22 protein-coding genes are annotated in these 23,919 nt (G+C 45.6%); 8 read left to right on the forward strand and 14 right to left on the reverse strand.

What is annotated here, in order from left to right; genetic code table 11:
• Positions 1–52: 52 nt before the first annotated feature.
• Positions 53–514, reverse strand: a complete 462-nt coding sequence (gene trmL / locus H5073_RS15330) for a tRNA (uridine(34)/cytosine(34)/5-carboxymethylaminomethyluridine(34)-2'-O)-methyltransferase TrmL (RefSeq protein ID WP_182680439.1) — start codon at positions 512–514, stop codon at positions 53–55.
• A gap of 345 nt (positions 515–859) precedes the next feature.
• Between trmL and nirK the strand changes: the two genes are divergently transcribed.
• From nirK to H5073_RS15355, 5 genes are all read left to right on the forward strand, one after another.
• The gene (gene nirK, locus H5073_RS15335) at positions 860–2,035 is read left to right on the forward strand and encodes a copper-containing nitrite reductase (RefSeq protein WP_182680440.1); all 1,176 of its coding nucleotides are present in this window, start codon (positions 860–862) and stop codon (positions 2,033–2,035) included.
• A 92-nt stretch (positions 2,036–2,127) separates the two neighbouring features.
• Complete coding sequence (locus H5073_RS15340) at positions 2,128–3,036, forward strand: hypothetical protein (RefSeq protein WP_182680441.1); 909 nt, start codon at positions 2,128–2,130, stop codon at positions 3,034–3,036.
• A gap of 63 nt (positions 3,037–3,099) precedes the next feature.
• A complete protein-coding gene (locus H5073_RS15345; protein ID WP_182680442.1) occupies positions 3,100–3,738 on the forward strand; it encodes an SCO family protein in 639 nt (212 codons plus the stop codon).
• 78 nt (positions 3,739–3,816) lie between these two features.
• The gene (locus tag H5073_RS15350) at positions 3,817–4,296 is read left to right on the forward strand and encodes a copper chaperone PCu(A)C (RefSeq protein ID WP_182680443.1); all 480 of its coding nucleotides are present in this window, start codon (positions 3,817–3,819) and stop codon (positions 4,294–4,296) included.
• A gap of 207 nt (positions 4,297–4,503) precedes the next feature.
• Positions 4,504–5,097, forward strand: a complete 594-nt coding sequence (locus tag H5073_RS15355; RefSeq protein ID WP_182680444.1) for an FMN-dependent NADH-azoreductase — start codon at positions 4,504–4,506, stop codon at positions 5,095–5,097.
• A gap of 143 nt (positions 5,098–5,240) precedes the next feature.
• On the opposite strand, the gene H5073_RS15360 is transcribed toward H5073_RS15355, so the two are convergent.
• The 7 genes from H5073_RS15360 to H5073_RS15390 form a co-directional block, all read right to left on the reverse strand.
• Entirely contained in the window at positions 5,241–6,173 is a 933-nt protein-coding gene (locus H5073_RS15360) for a DUF3014 domain-containing protein (RefSeq protein WP_182680445.1), read from the reverse strand.
• 217 nt (positions 6,174–6,390) lie between these two features.
• Entirely contained in the window at positions 6,391–8,466 is a 2,076-nt protein-coding gene (gene recG, locus H5073_RS15365) for an ATP-dependent DNA helicase RecG (protein ID WP_182680446.1), read from the reverse strand.
• Positions 8,467–8,808: 342 nt separating this feature from the next.
• Positions 8,809–9,312 (reverse strand): PIN domain-containing protein, encoded by a 504-nt coding sequence (locus H5073_RS15370; protein ID WP_404948405.1) that lies wholly within the window; start codon positions 9,310–9,312, stop codon positions 8,809–8,811.
• A gap of 65 nt (positions 9,313–9,377) precedes the next feature.
• The gene (locus tag H5073_RS15375) at positions 9,378–9,830 is read right to left on the reverse strand and encodes a helix-turn-helix domain-containing protein (protein ID WP_182680448.1); all 453 of its coding nucleotides are present in this window, start codon (positions 9,828–9,830) and stop codon (positions 9,378–9,380) included.
• A 407-nt stretch (positions 9,831–10,237) separates the two neighbouring features.
• Positions 10,238–10,867, reverse strand: a complete 630-nt coding sequence (locus H5073_RS15380; RefSeq protein WP_182680449.1) for a DNA-binding response regulator — start codon at positions 10,865–10,867, stop codon at positions 10,238–10,240.
• A 64-nt stretch (positions 10,868–10,931) separates the two neighbouring features.
• Positions 10,932–12,053 carry a sensor histidine kinase gene (locus H5073_RS15385; protein ID WP_182680465.1) on the reverse strand — a complete coding sequence of 374 codons (1,122 nt, stop codon included), beginning with the start codon at positions 12,051–12,053 and terminating at the stop codon, positions 10,932–10,934.
• 330 nt (positions 12,054–12,383) lie between these two features.
• The gene (locus H5073_RS15390; RefSeq protein WP_220488084.1) at positions 12,384–13,214 is read right to left on the reverse strand and encodes a M48 family metallopeptidase; all 831 of its coding nucleotides are present in this window, start codon (positions 13,212–13,214) and stop codon (positions 12,384–12,386) included.
• Between the two features lie 335 nt (positions 13,215–13,549).
• Here H5073_RS15390 and H5073_RS15395 point away from each other — a divergent pair, with 335 nt between their 5' ends.
• Positions 13,550–14,095, forward strand: coding sequence for a carboxymuconolactone decarboxylase family protein (locus H5073_RS15395; RefSeq protein WP_182680450.1), 546 nt, complete (start codon positions 13,550–13,552; stop codon positions 14,093–14,095).
• 85 nt (positions 14,096–14,180) lie between these two features.
• On the opposite strand, the gene H5073_RS15400 is transcribed toward H5073_RS15395, so the two are convergent.
• Both H5073_RS15400 and H5073_RS15405 read right to left on the reverse strand, forming a co-directional pair.
• Positions 14,181–15,641 (reverse strand): ATP-binding protein, encoded by a 1,461-nt coding sequence (locus H5073_RS15400; protein WP_182680451.1) that lies wholly within the window; start codon positions 15,639–15,641, stop codon positions 14,181–14,183.
• On the reverse strand, positions 15,641–16,321 hold the full coding sequence (locus H5073_RS15405; RefSeq protein WP_182680452.1) for a response regulator: 681 nt from the start codon (positions 16,319–16,321) through the stop codon (positions 15,641–15,643). Before H5073_RS15405 ends, H5073_RS15400 begins: the two co-directional genes overlap by 1 nt.
• A gap of 311 nt (positions 16,322–16,632) precedes the next feature.
• Between H5073_RS15405 and H5073_RS15410 the strand changes: the two genes are divergently transcribed.
• Both H5073_RS15410 and H5073_RS15415 read left to right on the forward strand, forming a co-directional pair.
• Positions 16,633–17,184 (forward strand): Spy/CpxP family protein refolding chaperone, encoded by a 552-nt coding sequence (locus H5073_RS15410; protein ID WP_182680453.1) that lies wholly within the window; start codon positions 16,633–16,635, stop codon positions 17,182–17,184.
• 63 nt (positions 17,185–17,247) lie between these two features.
• A complete protein-coding gene (locus H5073_RS15415) occupies positions 17,248–18,141 on the forward strand; it encodes a cation diffusion facilitator family transporter (protein ID WP_182680454.1) in 894 nt (297 codons plus the stop codon).
• Between the two features lie 5 nt (positions 18,142–18,146).
• Here the strand turns inward: H5073_RS15415 and glnG are convergent, their stop codons facing one another.
• The 4 genes from glnG to typA form a co-directional block, all read right to left on the reverse strand.
• The gene (glnG, locus tag H5073_RS15420; RefSeq protein WP_182680455.1) at positions 18,147–19,547 is read right to left on the reverse strand and encodes a nitrogen regulation protein NR(I); all 1,401 of its coding nucleotides are present in this window, start codon (positions 19,545–19,547) and stop codon (positions 18,147–18,149) included.
• A 77-nt stretch (positions 19,548–19,624) separates the two neighbouring features.
• Complete coding sequence (gene glnL / locus H5073_RS15425) at positions 19,625–20,662, reverse strand: nitrogen regulation protein NR(II) (RefSeq protein ID WP_182680456.1); 1,038 nt, start codon at positions 20,660–20,662, stop codon at positions 19,625–19,627.
• 171 nt (positions 20,663–20,833) lie between these two features.
• Entirely contained in the window at positions 20,834–21,418 is a 585-nt protein-coding gene (locus H5073_RS15430) for a DUF4124 domain-containing protein (protein ID WP_259394920.1), read from the reverse strand.
• A 148-nt stretch (positions 21,419–21,566) separates the two neighbouring features.
• Positions 21,567–23,378, reverse strand: coding sequence for a translational GTPase TypA (gene typA, locus H5073_RS15435; protein ID WP_182680457.1), 1,812 nt, complete (start codon positions 23,376–23,378; stop codon positions 21,567–21,569).
• Positions 23,379–23,919 lie beyond the last annotated feature (541 nt).

The raw sequence follows: 23,919 nt of genomic DNA on the forward strand, positions 1-23,919 counted from the left end.
CCACTAACCACTAACCACTAACCACTAACTACTAACCACTAACCACTTACACCTAGGCGCCTTCAAAACCCAGTTGACGCCAAGCTTCATAGCTGATGATAGCCACAGAGTTAGACAAGTTTAGGCTACGACTGCTGCTCATCATGGGGATCCGCAAACGCTGCTCTAATGGCGCAGCATTAATGATGTCCATAGGTAAACCACGAGTTTCTGGGCCGAATAATAAGACATCGTCTTTGGCGAACTCAAGTTCAGTATGAGGACGGCTGCCTTTGGTGGTACACACCATAATGCGTTTTCCTGCCATAGCGCCAAGAAAGTCGGCATAGTTTTTATGGCGAGTCACATTGGCTAAGTCGGCATAATCTAAGCCGGCACGACGAAGCTTTTTCTCTTCTAAATCAAATCCTAATGGCTCAATTAAATGCAGGTGTGATCCATTGTTGGCACATAATCGAATAATGTTGCCTGTGTTGGGGGCAATTTCTGGCTCATAGAGCGCGATATGGAACATGTCAGTCACCTTAAATTAATGAGCACAGATTATATCACCCCCTAGGCCAAAGCTCATTAGTCTCAGTCTTTCAATTGAATGGGTATAAAAGCATGATTGTCTGGCATTCTGGGAGATATATTTAAGTCATTGTTCAAAAAGTAAATTTTATCTTTTTCAGTCTGCGCTAGATCACATTTATAGCCTTATTGTTAGCCCCTTCAAGCTTTAGTTATTTCGATTATAACGACTTGATCTAAGTCAATTATGATTCGAATTATCATTGTATGCTTTGAGTTGTGATGCCCTTACTCAATGATTTTCTGCAGAAAAAGACAGAAAACCCCATATAAAACGGAGCTAGACATGGAAAAGAAGACTTCTACAACTCAAACACAGGTGAACGAGCAGCGCCGTAACTTTATCAGCGGTTCAATTGGCGCAGGTTTAGTGGGCGCAGGTATTGCAGCAGGATTAGTATCATCGTCGGCCCAAGCGGCAAGCGGCAAAAAAGTTGATCGTATGGCAAATTACACCGCAGATCAGCTTGAGCGTGTAAAGCAAGTACTTGTGGCTCCGCCTATGGTGCCTGTGCATGATCAAGTGGCGAAAGGTAAGCCAAAAGTTATTGAGGTTCGCCTTGAAGTAGAAGAGAAACAAGTCGAATTAGAAAACGGCACTAAAGCTTGGGTTTGCGCTTTTAATGGCAGCGTGCCAGGACCGCTGATTGTTTGTCATCAGCATGATTATGTTGAATTGACGCTGGTTAACCCTAAGACCAACATGCTGGCTCACAACATAGATTTACACTCAGCTACAGGCGCATTGGGTGGCGGTGAATTAACCTTAGTTTCTCCTGGTGAGGAAGTCACCTTCAGATTTAAAGCCACCAAAGTGGGCACCTTCGTGTATCACTGCGCTCCAGGCGGGGTGATGATCCCATGGCATGTGGTGATGGGCATGAATGGCGCCATCATGGTACTTCCCCGTGAAGGCTTGACTGATGGCGACGGTAACAGCTTGCCCTATGACAAAGCCTATTACATTGGTGAGCAAGATTTTTATATCGCTAAAGATGATCAAGGTAAATACAAAGCCTATGACAATATTATGGGCAGCATGAATGACACTTTAGAAGTAATGAAGACCTTAACACCTTCACATGTGGTATTTAATGGTGCCGTGGGGGCATTAACAGGCAAAAACTCCATGACAGCCAAGCTGGGTGAGACGGTGCTATTTATTCACTCTCAAGCTAATCGTGATACGCGTCCACACATCATCGGCGGCCACGGCGATTATGTGTGGAATACAGGTTCATTTAGCGACCGTCCAGCCCGTGATTTAGAGACTTGGCACATTGCCGGCGGTTGTGCGGGGGCGGCTTTATATACCTTCCTACAGCCTGGTTTATACGCCTATGTGAACCACAACCTGATTGAAGCCATTATGAAGGGCGCAGCGGCGCACATTAAGGTTGAAGGCGAATGGAATGATGATTTGATGACTCAGGTCAGCAAGCCATCGCCGATTAAGGCTTAAGTCCTACTGGGTATGGCTCAAGGCCACTGCCTTGAGCCATCTATCGGCAGGCGTATATACAGGTATAAACCACAGAAGCTGAGGAATTAACCATGTTACGAGTGATGATCTTGTTAGTTCTGGCTTGTGTGAGTCAAAGTGTTTATTCGACCGAGTTGATTAAGGATTACTTAGTTAACGCGCAAGTTTATCAATGGTATGGCGACCTCGACGCCAGCCAAATGTGGCGTGAAAAATATCCCAGTGCCAAGGTCGATTTACAAGAGTATTCTCAAGGCCAACCACAAGGACAGTCCCAAGGGCAATGGCAACCAGGGGCGCACCATATTCTCGACATTACACCATTACCAGAAAACACTCCATTTATCACCCAAGTTAGGGTCACCTTAGAGTTTTACCCCCAAGAGATCCACCGTGAAAAAGTGGTGGGGTATTACTTGCAGCAATTACTGAGTTTTGATCAACGCAGCGGCGATTTTAACCTTAGCTTGCAGCGCGTTGAAACTGAATCCATTGAGCAAGATGACTTTGAGTCACGCTTTATGCCCAGCAGTGACAGCAATTTAATTCGCGGCTTTTTATATCGCTGGGCTCAAGGCTTAGATGAGCCTGAAACTGATAACTTAAGTGTGTGGCTAGCTCAGAATGCCAAGATCAGCTTGGCTGAGGCGCAAATCGCTACCATCGCAGATTATCAAGCGTATTTGGCAGGGCTTGGGTTAACTCAGAGCCGCAGAGCAATGAAAAACCTGCAAATTAATCCCTTGGTAGCAACAGAAATCTCGGACATTGAAGCCGCTCAAAATACCGTTGGAGCTAAGGCTTACCAAGTTGAATTTGAATATCAATGGAGCGCCCTCAATGCCCAAGGTGAAACCGAAATGGCCAATATTGGGGTGGTGATCCGCTTAACTGTTGAGCAAGGCAAAGTCCAAATACAGTTTTATCAAGAGCAATACTTGGCACCAAAAACCGATTTAGGTGCAGAGATCCGCTGTTAGATTAATGAGGTTTATCGTTAACCTAGGCAGTGACAGTGATAGCCGTACAAGGGAGTTGATAAGATGAAGCAGACGCTAAAAAAAGTAATGAATATGTTAGCTGTAGTGCAGCTGTATATAGTGTTGGCGCTGTTTGGCAGTAGTTTGGCGTTGGCGCAGATGCCGATCTTAAAAGGCATAGGTGGGGAGTTTAGTTTAAAGAGTAGTAAGGGCGGCGAAGTCAGTTTGTCTGACTTTAAAGACAAGGTGGTGATGTTATTTTTTGGCTACACCAATTGCGCCGATATTTGTCCTACGACCATGGCTCATATCAGTCAGATGATGAATAAGCTCACTCCAGAACAGCGCGCAAAGGTCCAAGTGTTATTTATCAGTATTGACAGCGATTATGACACTCCTAAGCATTTAAATAAGTACTTAGCCTATTTTGACCCAAGCTTTATTGGGCTGGTGGATGAACGGGAAAAAATTGATCATGTGGCGAAATTATTTCATGCTGACTACATCAAACTTGCCAATGACAAGGTCACCACAGAATACAAGAAGTTGTCGTTAGACGATGCGCAGCAAGAGCAAAAAGGATACCTCTACTCCCACAGTGCCAAGATTTTTGTGATGGACACTCAGAATCGAGTGCGGGGTTTTTTCTATGCTGGGACATCGATAGAAGAAATGAAACAACAAGTGATTAGCTTGCTCTAATCGCAGCAAAACAGCAGCATCAGTTGGCAAATTATCAACAATTAACCCTTAGGTTACTCATTTATTAAGGATATAAAAATGAAAAAAACAGCATCATTTATAGGCTTGTTATTGTCAGCTGGACTGGCTTTAGCTGCTTTAAGTAGCCAAGCTTTGGCGGCAGATATGATGGCAGTGGATGCATGGTCACGAGCCATGCCGCCAACAGCGAGAGTGCTTCCTGTTTACCTTACCTTGCATAATCATAGTGATAAAAAAGTCTCGCTAATAAAAATTAGCAGTGATTTTGGTGCGGTAGAGTTACATAAAACAGTAATGGAAAATGACATGATGCGCATGCAACCTGTGGGGCAGATTGCGGTACAAGCCAAGCAACAAGTGAAACTTGCGCCGATGGGCCTGCATGCCATGATAACCGGGCTGACCCAAGGTGTACCCGCTGAAGGCAATAAATTACCACTGACATTGGTTTTTGATAACGGTGAAGAAATTAACATCACAGCCCTAGTGCGTAAGGCCACAATGCCAGCAAAAGCGGCTAAACACGACCATCATTGAGTTTCTTATTCTTTCTATTCGCCTTTAGGGACATTCCCTAAAGGCATTTTTTGCCTTGTGATTATGACAATGCTCAAAAGGTTCTATTTAATCGAATACAATCCCTTAATAATTGCGATTTTATTCTTTTTATTAGACCAATATACTCATTTCATCGGTCGACCAGCATAAGTTGACCTTCCTTAAATGAAATAGTGGAGCAAGACAATGGCGAAAGTTCTAGTGTTAAAATCGAGCATTTTAGGTGATTATTCACAGTCATCGGCATTAATCAGCCATTTGATGGGCCACTGGCAACAGCAAGGCGCGCAAATGACGCTGAGAGATCTGGCAGCCTCTCCTGTGCCGGTTCTTGATGGTGAAATTGCTACTGGAATGCGTGGTGGTGACAATTTATCAGACCGTCAACAGCAGGCGTTAGCGCTCTCTGATGAGTTAATTGCTGAGCTTAAGAGCCACGATACCTTAGTGATTGCCGCCCCCATGTATAACTTTTCTATTCCAACGCAGCTTAAAAATTGGATTGATTTTATTGCCCGAGCCGGCATTACGTTTACCTACACAGAATCCGGCGCTAAAGGGTTACTCGAAGGCAAGCGTGCCATCGTGGTGACCACGCGCGGTGGGATGCATAAAGAAGGCGGCAGTGACCATATCGTGCCATACCTTAAGACAGTATTAGGGTTTATCGGCATCACCGAAGTGGAGTTTGTTTACGCTGAAGCATTAAATATGGGCCCCGATGCCACCGCGCAGGGCCTTATGAACGCCAAAGCCGCACTGGATAGTTTGACTGCATAGCCTAGCTTAGTGGCTTAACTGCATGGCTTAGCCCAATAGTGCTGTCGCATAGCTTAACAACAGGCATAAAAAACGCTTGCTCTTAGAGCAAGCGTTGTTGTTTATCACAGTACCTCGAATGGGTACGGTGAGATCTTAATAGCTTATTGGTTATCCAATAAATTCTGCAGTTTCTTCACCGCGTTTTTTACTTTGCGGGTGTTTTCTGGGCCCATACGTAACAAAAACTTTTGTGCGTTGGGTAATGCTTCCAGATGATGTTCGGCAAAATGATAGTTCACAGTTACTGACGTAAGTTCGATAGGGTCTTCTATGATAGGCGCATCGAGTACCATCTTCATGGCTTGCTGCATTCTTTCATTGAAATCCATATTGCTGTAACCCAGCTCTGCGAAGGCTTCTTTAAACAATGGCGTCAGCTCTTTGTAAGTGCTTAGCAGCTCATTTTCATTAAGGCCGGCGATAAAATTGGCGTAAATATCGTATCGGTGAAAGCTGTCTGGGTTGATAAATATCTTGTTGGTGATTTCACTCACGCTGAAATTGCGATTAGGACCTTTTAGCGGGCTGGCCTTACGGATAAGCTCGCCCTGGGCTAAGTTATCGATAAATACCACAAATTGACGCGCCATGTCTTTTTTCAAGATAAGTGGCTCTATTTTCATGCCATTGGCAATTGATAAGGCTTTTTTCTCAAGAAAATCATCACTCTCAGCTAGGGCTGGTAATGGTTCAACGGGCTTGGCGTCAACGGCTGTGGTGCTTGTGTTGGCTGAATCACCTTGCTCACCTTGTGGTTCAGCAGTCGTTGCGGTTAACGGTAATGAATTACCCATATCATCAAGCTGGCTCTGCTCCTCGATAGGGTCTTGCTCAATGGGGGTCGCTGGAATGCTTTCGGGTAGCTCTACTTGGCCGATTAGTTGCTCAGGCATTTCTTCGCTATCACTGCTGATATAGAAATAGCCACCTATGGCTAATATGGCAATTACAGCAATAGCGATAACTGGGACGGCACTTCCTGAGGAAGGTTTGGCCGTTGTTGGGCTAATTCTGTCTTCTTGATTTACTTGCATGTGAATTCCTTGGCTAAAAAACGGTTCGTAACAGGGTTGCGCGATTGTGGAGCCTTAAAATTTTTCACAAAATACCAACCAGATTAATTATCTGAACTGTCTGAGCATCTTACGTAGCGCAAATAATTAATACGACTGGTATGTACCATTCTGCAAAATTCAGTGGCTTTGTCCAGTAGTTACAGTGCTTTGTTCAATATATATTTGTGCCTACGACTTAGGCTTGTACGTATTGCTGCCGTTGCCCGAGCCAGCGAGTGATAATGGCATCCACCTGTTCGGGAGCTTGTTGCATCATGTGTACCGCGAGTTTTTGTATATGAGGGATAAGATACTGATCTCGCACTAAATCGGCAATTTTAAGTTCTGCCAATCCGGTTTGCCGAGTGCCGAGGACTTCTCCTGGGCCACGAATTTCTAAATCTTTTTGGGCGATGACAAAGCCGTCGTTGCTGTCTCTTAATACCCCAAGACGCTTAGTGGCAGTGTGCGATAGTGGCGCCTTATAGAGTAATACGCAGTGACTGGCGATAGCGCCGCGACCCACACGGCCGCGGAGTTGGTGTAATTGCGCCAGCCCTAAGCGTTCAGGGTTCTCTATCACCATTAGGCTGGCGTTGGGCACATCGACCCCGACTTCAATAACGGTTGTTGCTACCAATAAATCCAGCTCTCCCGACTTAAATTGTGCCATTACCGCTTGTTTATCCGCACTTTTCATTCGCCCGTGCACTAAGCCAATTTTAAGTTCTGGCAGGGCGATGGCGAGTTCGGCGGCGGTGTCTTCAGCCGCTTGGCATTCTAATACTTCAGATTCATCAATTAAGGTGCACACCCAGTAGGTTTGACGCTTATCGGTTTTAGCCGCTTGCTGCACCCTTGCGATAACCTGCTCGCGGCGGGTATCGGGAATCGCTACCGTGGTAACTGGGGTGCGCCCTGGCGGCAATTCATCGATGACTGAGGTATCAAGGTCAGCATAGGCCGTCATGGCTAAAGTGCGCGGTATTGGAGTGGCGGTCATGATCAATTGATGAGGATGAAACCCTTGAGCCGCGCCTTTCTCGCGTAATTCTAATCGTTGATGCACGCCAAATCTGTGCTGCTCGTCAATGATGATCAGCGCCAACTTATCAAACAGTACATTTTGTTGAAATAGCGCGTGGGTGCCGATAACCATTTGCGCCGCGCCTGAGGCGATATCTTCAAGAGATTGGGTCCGTGCCTTACCCTTAAGCTTACCCGCAAGCCAACCCACCTTGATGCCTAAAGGCTCAAACCAAGCGCTGAAATTAACATAATGCTGCTCTGCCAATAATTCTGTCGGTGCCATCATGGCCACCTGATAGCCATTTTCTATGGCTTGCAGCGCCGCAAGCGCCGCAACTAAAGTCTTACCTGAGCCCACATCCCCTTGCACAAGGCGCATCATCGGCATCGGCTTTTCAAGATCTGTGCTGATATCCACGCCAACTCTTTGCTGCGCCCCGGTTGGAGAGTACGGCAGGCTGGCGAGAAAAGGATTCAATAATCTGCCGGACGCTGCCATAGGCATAGCGTTATCTTGGTTGCTGCGCTGACGCAGCTTTAACATGCTTAAGTTGTGGGCCAATAACTCTTCTTGAATTAACCTTTGCTGAGCCGGATGCTGGCCGTGTTCTAACGCCTCTTGACTGACATGGTTTGGCGGGCGATGCAAAATTTGCAATGCTTGAGGCAGGCTTAAATTGTTGGGCCTAAGTTGTTCGGGCAGGCGCTCAACTAAGCCCCCTTGAGCCAGCATGATCAGTGCTTGCTCGGTGAGTTTTATCCAGCTAGCTTGCTTTAAGCCTTCTGTGGTGGGGTAAATTGGCGACAAGGTCTCACTGGGAGTAAAGCTTTCGTCGGTCCCAATAATCTTATAATCGGGATGGACGATTTCGGCTTGATGGCTACCGCGACGAATTTCACCATAGGCACGGATAATGGCGCCATTTTGCATGCTATTGCGCTGGGCCATGGTGAAATTAAAAAACTTGAGGGTGAGGCTACCGGTATTATCACGCACCTGGCACACTAGCATGCGTCTGCGGCCTTGGAGTATTTGACTCGAGTGTATATGGGCTTCTATGGTGCCGTAGCTGCCCGGTGGCAAACTTGCAATAGGGTAAACTTGAGTCCTGTCTTCGTAGCGCAGCGGCAGATGAAACAGTAAGTCTTGCACTGTTTGTATGCCAAGCTTAGCCAGTCTCTCGGCCATCTTTTTAGCGACGCCTTTGAGTTCTGTGACAGGGGTGATATCCAGTTGCTTCAAGTCGTTAGTACCAAAACACTGTAAATTTATACATATATTAACAGAGTCTCTGGCGATGGCAATATTGGATTGTTTTGACTGGTTTTTGATCTGAGTTTTAATCTGATTAGTTAGCTAAGAGTTTAGCTAAGAGTTCAGCTAAGATTTTAGCTAAGATTTTAGCTAAGTTTTTTGTGAGTAATCTGTTGACTCAAAAGACAACTCCCAGAATTTAACAATAGGTGCCACCGTTAAATTATGTAATCGATCCTAGCTCTTTTTTGGACATAAATGAGCAAAGGCCCTGAGCCATTTGTGGGCGGTAGCTTGATAGCCTTAAACTGCCACTTCTATTCCGAAAAATTAAATCATTAGCTTAAAGCTTTTTAACTTTGAGACGAAACTTGGAAGTTTCTGTCTTTGCAAGCAAGCTAAAAACTCATCTTGACTCATTGGTGGCCTTTTCAACGAGCCTCTTTGTTGCTGGGCGGCCTTAACACAAGAGCTGCTATCTAGTTCAAACATGTCACATAAGAACTCGTCTGGATGTATTGCAGACAGACCTAGCGGTTCAAGCTCGTTTAAAGGGAAATCTTTTAGATTGAACGTGATGATAGACTCCGCTTGTCCTTTAATAGCCGCAGCAACAACATGCCTATCATCTACGTCTGGTAAGGTTAACCCATCAATCAATGGCTCATAACTTTCAACCAAGCAGTCAGGTACATTGGCGTTCATTAACTGTTTGGTTCTTTCAAGTCTTACTGGATCAGTATCTGGGTTGTTCTTGAGGAGATTTCGAATCCATTCATCATGTATTTTTTCTGTCCATCGCGCTCTGAATAACCCAGTGTTGGATAAATACATTAGGTAACTGCGAAGTGGGGCTGGATACATAACACATGCGTCCAAAATTACCGTGTATGATGTCATTAATATCCCATATCCATTTCTTGGTCTAATGCGGATAGTTCAGCAAGAGTAGCTAGTCTATTCTGCTCTAAACGGTTCTTGTACTCCATGATATCAACATAGGCCACCTTCCGGCGGTTACCAGTGCGACTAAACGGAATTTCTTTAGAATCAAGAAGCTTAATAAATGTGGGCCTAGACATACTTAACATGTCAGCACCTTCTTGCGTTGTGAGCTCTGCATGAATAGGGGTAATGCTAACAGAGTTACCCTGCCCCAATTGAGTAAGCACTTCGATCATCATGTTTAATGCACTTGATGGAATAGTCACTTCGTGAGTCTTACCTGACTTATCGACAACATTAATCCTTTGAGCTTCACCATTAGTTTCCATAACGGCTGACAACTCTTGACTACCAAGTCTAGCCAGTGCAATTTCTTCAGCGCTTGGCAATTTTGTATCAGTATTCATCATATTTCTCTCTAGATTCTGATTTCAGACTATACAAGTCCGTATACTGCTACATTATCCGAAATATTCGAAACAATGTCAATATTCGAAATATTCGAAGCTGGAAAGCTACGCAAGGGCGCACATTTCAATGAAAAGTGCATTTTGCATAATTAGGTCGACCTAGCAAACTTATACTCCACTATGCGACCAACAATCCCAATTGAAAATTATTCTAATTGAATAAAGTGAACTGTAATTACACGGGTATTGTTTGGGGTAATGCTAGCCCTTATCAATACCGAGATTTTATCAGATAAGAGTAACGGAACAAAAATGCGTTAACCTAACCCTTCGCCTCAAAAAATGGCGGCCAGTTTTACTCATCCACCATAGTTTAATGCTCAACTGGCTTAATCGGGTTGGCATCAGAGCCAGCCTTTTTGGCGGGCGATGCGGGCGGCATCAATTCTATTAGCGCCATTAAGTTTAGCGATAGCTTCTGACAAATAGTTGCGCACTGTGCCTTCGGCGATGAATAGATTTGCCGCGATTTCGGCAGTGGATTTGCCTTCGCTGGCAAGGCGCAGGGCACGGCGCTCTTTGTCATTTAACGGGTCGATATCACCAATAGCCAGCACCGCAAGTTCAGGGGCGATGACAGGTTTGCCTGCCATGACTTGCTTGATGGCGTGAATAAGGTTGTCGGACGGGGCATCTTTGAGTAAAAAACCATTTACGCCAGCTTCAAGGGCACGCTTGATGTAACCCGCGCGGCCAAAAGTGGTCAGCACTATCACTTTAGTGCGAATATTGTTGTTGAGCTCGGCTTGGTTTTCCCGCAGCCATAGCGCCAGTTCAAGGCCGGTGCGGCCGGGCATTTCTATGTCGGTGAGTAATAAATCAAAAGGCTTGGGGGTCAGTGTGTGCTGTTTTAGTAACGCTAAAGCCTGCTGACCATCCTCGGCCTGAGTGATGTCACTGAATCCGCCTAAACTGAGTAAGGCAACTAGCGCCCCACGCACCATGGCTTGATCTTCTGCCAGAAGTATTTTCATTGTTGTGCATCCCACTTCATTAATCGTGTTAGTCATTTACTGAGCTAGTTATTTACCGTGCGGTTTATTTACTGTACTGATCATTCGCAGCATCGGTCAGTGGCAGCCTGACACAAAAGCGGTAATGCGCTTGAGTTTGGTAGCTAAATGTCCCGCCGAGGGCGTTAACTCGCTCACGGATCCCTTTAATGCCATTACCTTCGTTTAACGGCAGCGCCTTGGCATCATCTTCCATGATGATCTCAAGCTCTGTGCCCTGTTGGCTAAAGTGAATGCAGCAATGCTGTGCTTGGCTGTGTTTAAGCATGTTGCTGACCCACTCAGTCAGAATAAGGATCAGCTGACCTTCGGTATTGGTGTCAAGCTTTGGGATATCCCCTTCAAGTTGAACGGTTATGCCTTTATCTCTTAAAGATTGCAGCAAGGGCGATAAGCTGGAGTCTAAGCCTTTGTGTTTATAACTTGAAACAGTATCGCGCACTTGAGTTAGGCTTTCCCTTGCAATAAGGCAAAGCTCTTGCAGTTGCTGACGGGCTAAATCTAATTGATTGGCAGCCACGAGCTTGTCCGCAAGTTCGGCCTTAAGGGCAATAGAGCTTAAGCTGTGGCCCATAATATCGTGCAAATCTCGGGCGATGCGCTCGCGCTCTAACATAGTAGCGAGGGAGTGGATTTCATCGCGAGATTGCTGCTGTTGACGTTTTAACTGCTGACGTCTGCGCTCCATCACGCCAAATACGCCTACCGCAAAGACGATTAACATGCCGTATAGCACAAACATATGGTGCTCAAAGCCCACGATAATGTTGAGCCCTAGCAAGATAATGCTGATCGCGATAAAACCTGCAAATGCCCGCTTTAACGAATAGAAAAACCCAATAAAAAACCCGCAGAAGCTAAAAAAAGATAACGAGCCCGAGCTCAAGGGCGTCACTAAGCAGGCTAATATAATCATCGCCACAATAGGGTAAATCGCTTTTTGGCTGGTGCTGTTATAAGCCCAGAAATAACACCCAATAAAAGGCACTAATGCGGCGAGCACCAAGCTGAGTTTGATTGGCTCAAGGGGCATAAAGTACAAAGGAATAAAGTAAAAAACTAAGTTGATTAGATACACCCAGGCGTACTTTTTCTCCTGATTTTCAGCCGCATTTTGACAAGAAGGCTCATCATTAGTGTTATGCATCTCAGCCGTTGCAGAGCCCGGCACCACAGATGCAGATTTACTTTCGCGAGTACTAAGCGCTATAGGCTGAACTTCTGGGATAGACTTTGACATTTTGACTCCAAAAACAGTATGACTTATTAGACAATCACCTAGCTACAATATACTGATTATTTTAATAAAACTGTATTTTTATTAGATTCGCTTTTAGCGCGATTAACGCTGGATTAACTCACTATGAGCTGTAAAGTGGTCGCGGCTCAGCTTACAGGAAACTGCTGGCCTGCAATGACTCGCAGGCAGCAGTGATCTAGCAGGTCTAATGTGCTGCACTTTATATTTTGAGATTGATTATTTTGAGATTGCAGCGCTGTGTACATCTTGAGATTGCTTATGTTGTGATTGCTGTGACAGCAGAAACTTAGCCCAGCCATACTGGGTATCTACCACTAGCGCCTGCTGCCAATCTGCGATGGCGCCAGCAATGTCACCTAGTTCTTGCTTAGCCAGTCCGCGCCAAGTGTAGGCTTCGGCGTGTCCCCAGCAAATATCATCACAGGGTATTGCATAATATTCAATCGCTTGTGAGCTTAAGCTAATGGCTTTATCCATGCCACCACCAAATAAACTTGGGGTATTAAAGGCGCTGATAGCGGCCACTAAGTTGACCCGTGGATTATCAGCTTCTAAGGCGCGAGCTTGGCTTAACAGTTTAGCTATTTTAAATCCAAGGGTGGCAGCTTTACTGCTGTCAAAGGCGATTTGCATGCCGTAAACACTGGCTAATAAAGCTAATGGTTCGGGGCGCTCCTCTGTAGTTAGTATCTGTTCTAACTGGCTTTGTGATAACTCAAGGGCTTGCATCGCAGTATTTCTTTGACCCATGATATTGGCCGTAATGGCGAGGCGGTAATTAGCATAGGCACTGGCATAACTAGCTTCAAAACCTTGGCTTAGCTGCTTCAAGCTTGCCACATTCATGGTATTGGCGGCGCTATCTATGGCTTCGATACTGGCTGATGATTGCGCTAGGCTAAAAGGGCTGACTAAAGCGCAGCCAGCAAGGCTTATTGCTGCCACGAGGCGGTGTAAGGGTTTGGTTTGTCTGCTGCTTAGGCCAATATTGTTAAGACTTTTGTTTTTGCTTCTAAGAGATGTGTTCAATAATTTTTTAGTGTTCATATCAAGCTCCGTTTGTGCAACAAGTGCAATTGAAGGCGGCGACATCGCCGCAGTGCTGGCCAGATAAGCGAGGTTATCTGGAGTGGTATTAGTATCTCCATATTGCCGCAGTGGCATCAGGCACAAAGGTCATGAGATTGAGGTGACAAATGTCATTATCTTGTTCAATTTGAAGTGGAGTTGTACTTATCGTGATGAGATCTAGTGTGATGAGAGGGTTTTTACTCATATTTTATTCTGAACGATTGTTCAACTTGTTGTTGAACGATCGTTCTTATTGAGCTACATTAATCTCAAGCAAGCAACCTTTAACCTAAAATCATCGGAGTCTCACTATGCGCCAGTTTACAATTCACAGCTTAGAAACTGCACCAGCCGCCAGCGAGCCATTATTGGCTAAATCATTAGCCGCCTATGGCATGGTGCCTAACTTACATGCTGTCATGGCTGAAGCTCCAGGGCTGCTTGAAGGTTATCAAGTGCTGCATGAGCTATTTGCTAACTCTTCTTTTAATGCCGATGAACTTACTGTGGTATGGCAAAGCATTAACGTTGAGCATGAGTGTCACTACTGCGTGCCAGCTCACACAGGTATTGCCCACTCAATGAAGGTGGATAACGCCTTAATTGAAGCATTGCGAAATAAGCAGCCGATGCCCAATGCCAAGTTGCAGGCACTGCAAGATACGACCTTAGAAATGGTTCGTGAACGTGGTCAAATTTCATCAGACACGCTAAACGCCTTCTATGGCGCAGGCTATGAGCAAAGACAATTGCTAGAGATTATTTTGGGGTTATCGCAAAAGGTGATGAGTAACTACGTTAATCACATCGCCAAAACGCCCATAGACGATGCATTTAAAAAGTTCGCTTGGAAGTAAAAGCCATTAAAAGTGAATAAAAGAGACAGTTAACAGGCACAGATACTCGGGGATCTGTGCCTGTTGCTGTTTAGGCGCTTGGCCATTAATTCGTCTTGTACTCGCCGACGGGTAATTTAATAGTGAGCAGTAGGCCGTGCTGTTTATCACTGATTGCGCTGAGGTTTTCGGCAATGATGCTGCCTTGATGTAGGCTTATTGCGGCTTGAGTGATGGCAAGGCCTAGGCCCCAGCCGCCACTTTGTCGGTCGCGGGCGCTATCGGGGCGATAGAAGGGTTTGAATATGGCTTCAAGCTCAGTTTCCGGTACACCTTGGCCATCATCTTTGATGGTGATGATGAGCTGAGTTCCTTGTTGGATGGCGGCTATGTCTATTTTGGCGCTGGCGTAGCGGATGGCGTTACGCAGTAAGTTTTCTATGGCGCGAGTTAACGCCTTGGGATAGTGCATTAACTGCAGGGCTTCGGGGATATCAATCTGTAAGCTTTTCCCTTGTTGCTCTGCTTCAAATTCCGCATCATCTAGCACTTGGCTTAATGATTCCGCTAAGCCAACCAATACCTTGTTTTCATGACTGATTAAACTCACCCGCGACAAAGTTAGCAGCTCGCTTATAAGAGCTTCTAATTGCAGAGCTTCATAACTTATGCGCTCTAATTCTTCACTTTGCTGGCCCTTTTTGCGGGCTAAGGCTAAGGCTAACTGTAACCGCGTCAGTGGGGTGCGAAGTTCATGGGAGATATCTCCCATTAACCTCTGTTGATTGTTTACCATGTTTTGCACTGCATCGGCCATAGTATTAAAGGTGCTGGCAAGCTGACCCATTTCATCTTGCCTTTGGGTTATATTGTCAGCCACGCGACTGGATAAATCCCCTTTAGCGAGTGCATTAGCGCTGTGTTTCAGGGAGCGCAGCGGCTTGCCTAAATACCAGGCCAGTAGCGCTGATAGTAGACCTGACAGCAAAATGGCGATGGCGGCGGTAAGCAGTTTGTTGTCGGCGAAGAAGAAAAACCAGGGCCTAGGCTTGCTTGCTGGTAATCTACCGATAATTTGATAAGACTCGCCATTAACAGTAAATTCATAAGGACCGAAAAATAGTTCACGTTTGAATTGTTGGCTGATGGCTTGATCGGCTTCCTCAACCATGAGGATAAATTTACGTAGCGCCCGGGTTGGGTGGCGGGTGTGCAGCACTTGGCCTTCGGCATTGATAATATAGAAGTTAGCTCTTTCTGGTAGACCATTGCGTTGACCGGAGCTCTCTCGTGAAGCGTGGCCCATTGAGTGCTGGTCTCTTTGGTTATGGTCATCAAATCCACGAGTTCTGTTAGGAAACCCAAGGCGTAATATTTGCGGATGGGCTTGAATGCGCTCACTGGCGCGAACCAGTAATTGTTCTAATGGTCCCGAAAGCGTTGCTCTATCATGATTTTGCTGCAATAGCGGTAGCAATGAAATGAAGGCGATAATAACAGAGCTGCATAGCCAGAAGCCAAGCAGTAGCTTGATGAATAAATTACTGGGAAGACGCAGTTTTGTCATTATGGGATCCAAATATAGCCTTGGCCGCGAATGGTTTTAACCCTTGGACGACCATCGGTGCGTTCGGGGAATTTTTTACGCAGGTTTGACAAATGCATATCTAAACTTCTATCGAAGGGCATAAGTTTTTTATGTAACACGGTTTCACTTAAGACCTCTTTACTGACCAATTCACCGGCTTGTTTGATTAGGGTATAAAGTAAGGAAAACTCGGTGCCAGTAAGTAAAATGAGCTGATCTTTACAGCTGACTTCTTGGCGGGCAGGATCAAGATTGATATCCCCACACACAAGTTGATCGCTCATATCATTAGTGGGTTTCTGGGCTCGGCGAAGAATAGCGCGCATTCTGGCAACCAGTTCTCTGTCGTTAAAGGGTTTAGGTAAATAGTCATCAGCGCCGATTTCAAGGCCAACGACTCTGTCTATTTCATCCCCTCTGGCGGTGAGCATCAGTACTGGCGTCTGCTTGTGTTGCCTTAACGTCTTAAGCAAATTAAAGCCATTCATTTTGGGTAGCATGACATCCAGCAGAATTAAATCAAACTCCTGCTTTAGCGCTTTATCCAGACCTTGTTGACCATCATAGGCCTGAGTTAAGGCAAATCCTTCTAGCTCAAGTAATTGAGCTAATAATTCAGAAAGCCCATGATCATCATCAATTAATAAAATGCGATTCATCTGTTACCTGTGCCTGTGATTGCCATAATTGATCACTTTAGCTTGCCTTGGCGGTAATGAATAGCAAGATTGCACAGTTTTACATTTGTCCTAAACCGGGATGACATTTGTCTTGAAAGGAGTAACGGCTAGAGTTAGCACTTTAATACAGATCTTTACACTGCTTTACCTAAGCCATACCCTCATTGACCTTGCCATCTTTATACTGGCTTTACTCTCACAGCGTTAAGACAGATGTATATTGCAGTTGTAAGCAGTGAGCCAAACCAAGTAAGCCAATTAGGCATGCAAGTTAAATGAAGGTAATGACTATGAACACAAAAAACACCCTAGTAAAAAATAATCGATTTGCCGCGAAGGCGAGTTTATTGGCATTGTTGGCGGGTTCAGCTTTGTTAGTCAGCCAAGTTCAAGCGACAACGACTGAGCTTGAAGGTGCAGCAACAAGCCAAGGTGAATACCGTTCTGCAGGGCAAAAAAGTGAACATCATAGAGGCGCTGGTGAACATCACAGAGGTCACAAAGGCGGCATGTTCAAGATGTTACGCAAGTTAGATTTGAGTGACAGCCAAAAAGATGAAGTGAAACTTGTGATGGAGAAATACAAATCTCAGCGCGGTGAACGTCCAACTAAAGAAGAACGTGAAGCCCACAGAACCCAAGTATTAAGTCTTATTACTCAAGGCAGCTTTGATGAAAATGCAGCGCAAAACCTAGTATTTGAACAGCAGCAGAAGCATCAAGCGGCTATGGTGAATAAACTTAAGCTGCAAAATGAAATCTATCAGCTACTTAATGAAGAGCAAAAAGCGCAGTTTAGTGCACAATTTACAAAAATGGCGGCTAAGCGTAGTCACCGTTAATGCTAAAAGCACGTTATAGTTAGGCATAGTGTAATGACCTTCAATAAGGCCAAGTAATATTCTATGCCGACTATGACACCAAACTCAGCGAAAACCACTGCTAATTATGATTTTTGGGTAAAGCTTGCCAGCCGTGCTGCGGTTGCGGTGGCCTTTACCTTAATCGCCATCAAGCTGGCTGCTTGGCTCTATTCAGGCTCTGCCAGCATGCTCGCCTCCTTAACCGATTCAGTTGCCGATGCATTGGCATCTGTGGTTAATTTTATTGCCATTCGCTATGCCATAGCCCCTGCGGATAAAGAACATAGGTATGGTCACGGTAAAGCCGAGCCTTTAGCGAGCTTAGCGCAAGCTGCATTTATCTTGGGTTCGGCTTTTTTGCTGTTATTTTACGGCGCTGAGCGATTAATTAACCCTGTCATCATGGCGCACACGGATCTGGGCATTATTGTCTCGATTATCGCCATAGTGCTGACGTTTGCGCTAGTTATGCTGCAAAAGCGTGCTTTAGCACAGACACAAAGCAGTTTGGTGGCGGCAGATTCCTTACATTACAAATCAGATTTACTGCTCAATGCCTCTGTGATACTGGCGTTAGTGCTGGCGCAGTATGGCTGGTGGTGGGCAGATAGTGTATTCGCGATAGCGATAGCCTTGTTTATTGGCGCTCAAGCTTTGGGATTGGCTTATACCTCAGTACAAGCCTTGCTAGACCGAGAGCTCGACTTAGATACTCGACTTAACATCATTCAGTTGGCTCAAGCGGATGAGAGGGTACGTGGAGTTCATGATTTACGCACTCGTCAGGCAGGTAAAACTACCTTTATTCAGCTGCATCTAGAGCTGGATGGTCAATTGAGTCTTAAGGCGGCCCACAGCATAGCCGCTGAGACTGACTTAAGAATACGAGCGGCCTTCGATGATGCCGAGGTCATCATTCATCAAGACCCAGTATAAAAATACTAAAGGGCGAGGTCTTTAAGCTTTCGAGTTAAGGTATTTCGCCCCCAACCTAAATGCTTTGCCGCATCTTGTTTATGTCCCGAGGTGTGTTTGAGTGCCGTGGTCAGCAAGATGCGCTCAAATTCAGGTTGTATCTCAGCTAACAAGCCTGTTTCGCCTGCGGCTAATTGAGTTTCAAGCCATAAAATTAACGCACTCTGCCAATCGGCACTTTCATGAACTTGGCTCACATTGGCCACGGTTTTTATCAGTTCTGGCGGTAAATCTTGAGGTAAGACTTCTTGACCTGATGCCATGACGGTAAGCCAGCGGCAGGTGTTTTCCAATTGCCTAACATTCCCCGGCCATGGCAATTGGGCTAACTTAATAGCGGTTTCTTTGGCAAGCACTTTGGCTTCGACGCCCATTTCTTTGGCGGCGCTGGCAAGAAAATGTTTCGCTAACTGAGCAATATCTTCGCGGCGCTGGGACAAGGGCGGCAGATGAATGCGGATAACATTGAGGCGGTGAAATAAATCCTCGCGAAATTGCCCTTGCTCGACCGCTTGCTCTAAATTTTGATGGGTGGCGGCTATGATGCGCACGTCTACTTTCACTACATTATGGCCTCCCACACGATAAAACTGGCCATCGGCCAGCACCCGTAATAATCGGGTTTGCACTTCTTGAGGCATATCGCCGATTTCATCTAAAAACAGCGTGCCGCCATTGGCTTGCTCGAAGCGGCCTTGGCGTACAGACGAAGCGCCAGTAAAGGCGCCCTTCTCGTGACCAAATAATTCAGATTCAATCAAATCTTTAGGGATTGCCGCCATATTGAGGGCAATAAATGGCTTGTCTTTACGGGGGCTGTGTTTGTGCAGCGCGCCAGCCACCAATTCCTTACCCGTGCCTGATTGACCATTAATCAACACGCTGATGGAGGAGCGAGATAGGCGGCCAATGGCACGAAACACTTCCTGCATCGCTGGCGCTTCACCGATTATCTCAGGGCTTTTGACTTGGCTTTCTGGGATGGGGGCGCTGGTTTGCTCCTTGCTGTGGGCGAGGGCGCGCTCTGCAAGTGCAATGGCCTCATCAATATCAAAAGGCTTGGGCAGATACTCAAATGCCCCCGCTTTGTAGGCGCTGACAGCACTGTCGAGATCCGAATGGGCGGTCATGATGATCACCGGAATATGCGGATAATGCAGTTGCAAGCGATCAAGTAGCGTTAACCCATCAGTGCCTGGCATGCGAATGTCGGAAATAATCACCTGTGGCTGAGCCACGTCTAAGGCTTGCCATAAGGATTCAGCCGCTGCAAAGCTTGCGGTGCTGAGCTTGGCACTGTGTAAGGCTTTTTCTAATACCCAACGTATTGAGCTGTCATCGTCGAGGATCCAAACTTGTTCAGTCATATTTCGTGTTCCTCATGGATTCATTTCTAATGCTACGGCGACTTCTGTTGCTTGCTGATTTCGTTTCCATGCTTTGGTTATTGAAGTGGCAAGGTAAGGGTAAATTCGGTGTGCCCTGGGGAGGAGCTACAATCGATGCGCCCTCCGTGAAGCCTAGCGATATTATGAGCGATTGAAAGCCCCAATCCTGAGCCTTGCTCGCGCCCTGTGACCATAGGATAAAATAGGGTGTCGATGATTTCAGCAGGCACTCCGGGGCCATTGTCGATAACTGATAAAGTCAAGGCTAACTTGTGACGCTGGTTACCCATGGTGACCTGATGCTGAGTGCGGGACTTTATTAAAATTTCTCCACCGTTGTGTTCAAGGGCTTGCTGTGCATTTTGCACCAGATTAATCACAGCTTGTTGCAGTTGCTCAGGATCCATGGACATATCCGGAATTGATGGATCATAGTCACGCACAATAGTGATATTGGTAGGTAAGGTCAGTTCCACCAATTGCAGTACTTTTTGCACCACTTGATGAATATTGTGCATGCTGTGCTGACTCGGCCGCTGAGGCCCAAGCAGGCGGTTGACGAGATTGCTCAGTCTATCGGCTTGCTCGATGATCATGCTGGTAAATTCTTGTAGTTCAGGATCGTTAAGTTCTCTTGATAACAGCTGCGCCGCGCCTCTTAATCCGCCTAAAGGGTTTTTTATTTCATGGGCAAGATTGCGTACCAAAAATTGTGCCGCTTGCTGCTGGGCATCGAGATTGAGCTGTTGGTGAATGCGCCGTTGTTGATCCACTTGTCTTAGTTCTAATAGGCCAAATTGTGGTTCATTTTCTAAGGGGATCAATGTTAAATCGACCGTATGTAACTGGCCATCTAAGGTTATCAGGTTGGCGGTATTTACGGTTAATCCCTGGTTTGATGCTATGGCATCTTGCAGCAGGCTAGGGCTGATGGCGAGTTCTTGGTACAGCTCGGGCAAGGGGTGTTCTAACAACCTATGATTGCCAAGGCCAAGAAGCTGCTCGGCTGCAGCATTGGCAAAGCAAGGCCTAAGCTGCTGATCGATCACCAGCACGGCAGTGACTAAATTATTTAATAGGTTGTTTGTGTCCATTAGCCATCCTAGATTGGCAAACTCAATAGAGAGTGCGCACCAATATGGTGCGAAGCCTATGATGCACCACAATGGTGCGTGCTGCAAGTTGAGTTCTCTGGGTGTATCAGGCTAAGGTTTAAACTTAGGTAAGGCTGGTATCTGCATGATAATTAAATTAAATAATTAACATTAAGACTTTGGCTTTGCCTGAGATTTAAGGTTAGCTTGATGAAGAAAAATTCTTCTTGATGGGCTAGATGCAAGGACTTTGCCGCTTTGACTAATAAGCTCGGCAATTAGCGTGTGTTCACCGCGCTCGACGGCTTTAAGGTTAAAGTTGACACTGGTTTGAGCTTGGCCATAGGGCTGGTCATCCAAGATTAAGCGTATTAGTGAGCCTTTTGGGGTTTCGGGCATAACCGACACTCTAGCGCTGAACTCGCCGTTGTTATCCCTGAGCGTGGCTTCTTCCGTGGGGGACACTATGCTGACTTGGTATTGGATCCCAGCTGCTGATACTTGCTGTGATTGGTGTTTATCTTGAGCGCTGCCATGAGTTACTTTAACTTGATTACGGGTGTTTTCTTTTGAATCGAACACTTGTGCATTCTTTACTGGAGTATCGGAATAGTGCACCTTGCCATTGTCATCCACCCAGCGATAAACGGTATTGGCAATAACAACGCCTGAGAGCGATAGACTCAGCAGCAAAGCACTAAGTAACCAGCTTATATGTAACTGTGTTCGCATCAGCAATTCTCTTTGATTAATCATCCATAGTTCCAGCCTAGCTGTTTTTTGGCTTAAGTTCAGCTTCTTTGAGCAATCTTATTTAAGCAACAAAAAGCCCCACTCAGTAAACTGGCGGGGCTTTGTATTGAGTCAGGCCCAAAGGCTAAAACTCAAAGATGAAAACAAACAATTAGCTACGGTTATGACGCTTACGTTCGTTTTCAGTAAGGAATCTCTTACGAACACGGATGTTCTTCGGAGTTACTTCTACTAATTCGTCATCATCGATGAACTCAAGCGCTTGCTCAAGTGACATGTTGATTGGCGGAGTTAGCACTTGTGCTTCATCAGTACCAGAAGCACGCATGTTGGTAAGCTGCTTACCTTTCAAACAGTTAACTGTTAGATCGTTAGAGCGAGCGTGAATACCAACAACTTGACCTTCATATACTTCAGCAGCGTGGCCAATAAAGAGGCGACCACGGTCTTGTAGACCAAATAGTGCGAAGGTTAATGCTTTACCAGTAGCGTTTGAAATCAATACGCCGTTAGCGCGTTGACCAATATCACCACCTTTATGTGGACCATAATGATCGAATGAATGATAAATTAGACCTGTGCCTGAAGTTGCAGTTAAGAACTCAGTTTGGAAACCAATTAAACCACGGCTTGGGATAACAAAATCGATACGTACACGACCTTTGCCATCTAGCTGCATGTCTTTCATTTCAGCTTTACGAGTCCCAAGCTTTTCGATAACTGAACCTTGGTCTTCTTCTTCAACATCAACAGTTAAGGTTTCGAATGGTTCATGTAGCTCGCCATCGATAGTCTTAAGAATTACTTCAGGACGTGATACCGCTAGCTCGTAACCTTCACGACGCATGTTTTCGATTAAGATCGATAAGTGCAATTCACCACGGCCTGATACACGGAAACGATCCGGAGATTCAGTTTCTTCAACGCGAAGTGCAACGTTGTGAACCAATTCAGTTTGTAAACGCTCAAGGATGTTACGTGAAGTTACGTATTTACCTTCTTTACCTGCAAATGGTGAGGTGTTTACTTGGAATGTCATGGTCAATGTTGGTTCATCAACAGACAAAGGTGGCATAGCTTCAACATTACCTACGGCGCAGATGGTGTCAGAAATCTTAAGCTCACCAAGACCTGTAATAGCAACGATGTCACCAGCGTTAGCCACTTCAACTTCAGTACGGTCAAGACCCATATAACCTAATACTTGGCCCATTTTACCGTTACGAGTCTTGCCATCAGCGCCAATTACAGTCACTTGTTGGCCAGTTTTTACACTGCCACGGTTGATACGGCCTACACCGATAACACCTACGTATGAGTTGTAATCAAGCTGAGAGATTTGCATTTGGAATGCACCTTCCGCGTCAGCGTCAGGGAAAGAAACTTTCTCAACGATGGTTTGGAAAAGTGGCGTCATGTCTTCGCTAACGACATCTGGATCTAACGTCGCGAAACCATTCAATGCTGAAGCATAAACGATAGGGAAATCTAACTGCTCGTCAGTTGCACCTAAGTTGTCGAATAGGTCGAATACTTGGTCAATAACCCAATCAGGACGTGCGCCTGGGCGGTCAATCTTGTTGATAACAACAATTGGCTTTAGGCCTTGAGCAAAGGCTTTCTTAGTTACGAAGCGAGTTTGTGGCATTGGGCCATCAACCGCGTCAACTAGAAGTAATACTGAGTCAACCATAGATAGAACACGTTCTACTTCACCACCGAAGTCGGCGTGACCTGGGGTGTCTACGATGTTAATGCGGTAGTCATTCCACTTAATAGCTGTGTTTTTTGCCAGAATGGTGATACCACGTTCTTTTTCAAGATCGTTAGAATCCATAACCCGCTCAGTAGCTTCTCCACGAGATGCAAGGGTTCCTGACTGCGCCAACAATTTGTCAACCAAGGTTGTTTTACCATGGTCAACGTGGGCAATAATGGCGATGTTACGTAAATTCTCTAGCACGGATAAACCTCTAAACCATCAAAAAAAAGGGGGGCTTTATAGCAACGTTGAAACGACAGACACTATAAAAAGCGTGCCATTCTACTCCACGTAGAGCGCTGCGGATAGGATTATTTTTGAGCAAGAGCAAAAGCAATCCTTTTCAGCTCAGGCTTTGTGTAGGCATGAACGACCTGTTTTCAGTAATTTAACTCGCGTTAAGAGTTTACTGAAGGATTGTGACAATAGAACAATAGTCACAAAAATACCTTTAAGCTGGGGGTATTATCTTGATGCTTATATCACCTCAACTCGGGTTAAGAGATGACTAAAATAGCGTGAGACAGTCTAAATTCAATACCTTATAAAACTTGAATTTTGCGCTGATAACAGGGCGATGTTATGCGGCAATAGCTAGCCTATTGTAAATTTTATAGTGTAAAGGAGTAGCGCAGTTAGCGGTGCAAAGGACTGTTTGAAATGGATTTATTATCTTGAGCTGAGGTTAGTTAAGGTCAGCTATTTGAGTTGAAGGAGCAAGAGTGTGGGTGCAACCGTGGTT

The sequence above is a fragment of the Shewanella sp. SR44-3 genome (assembly GCF_014163735.1).
Lineage (GTDB): Bacteria > Pseudomonadota > Gammaproteobacteria > Enterobacterales > Shewanellaceae > Shewanella.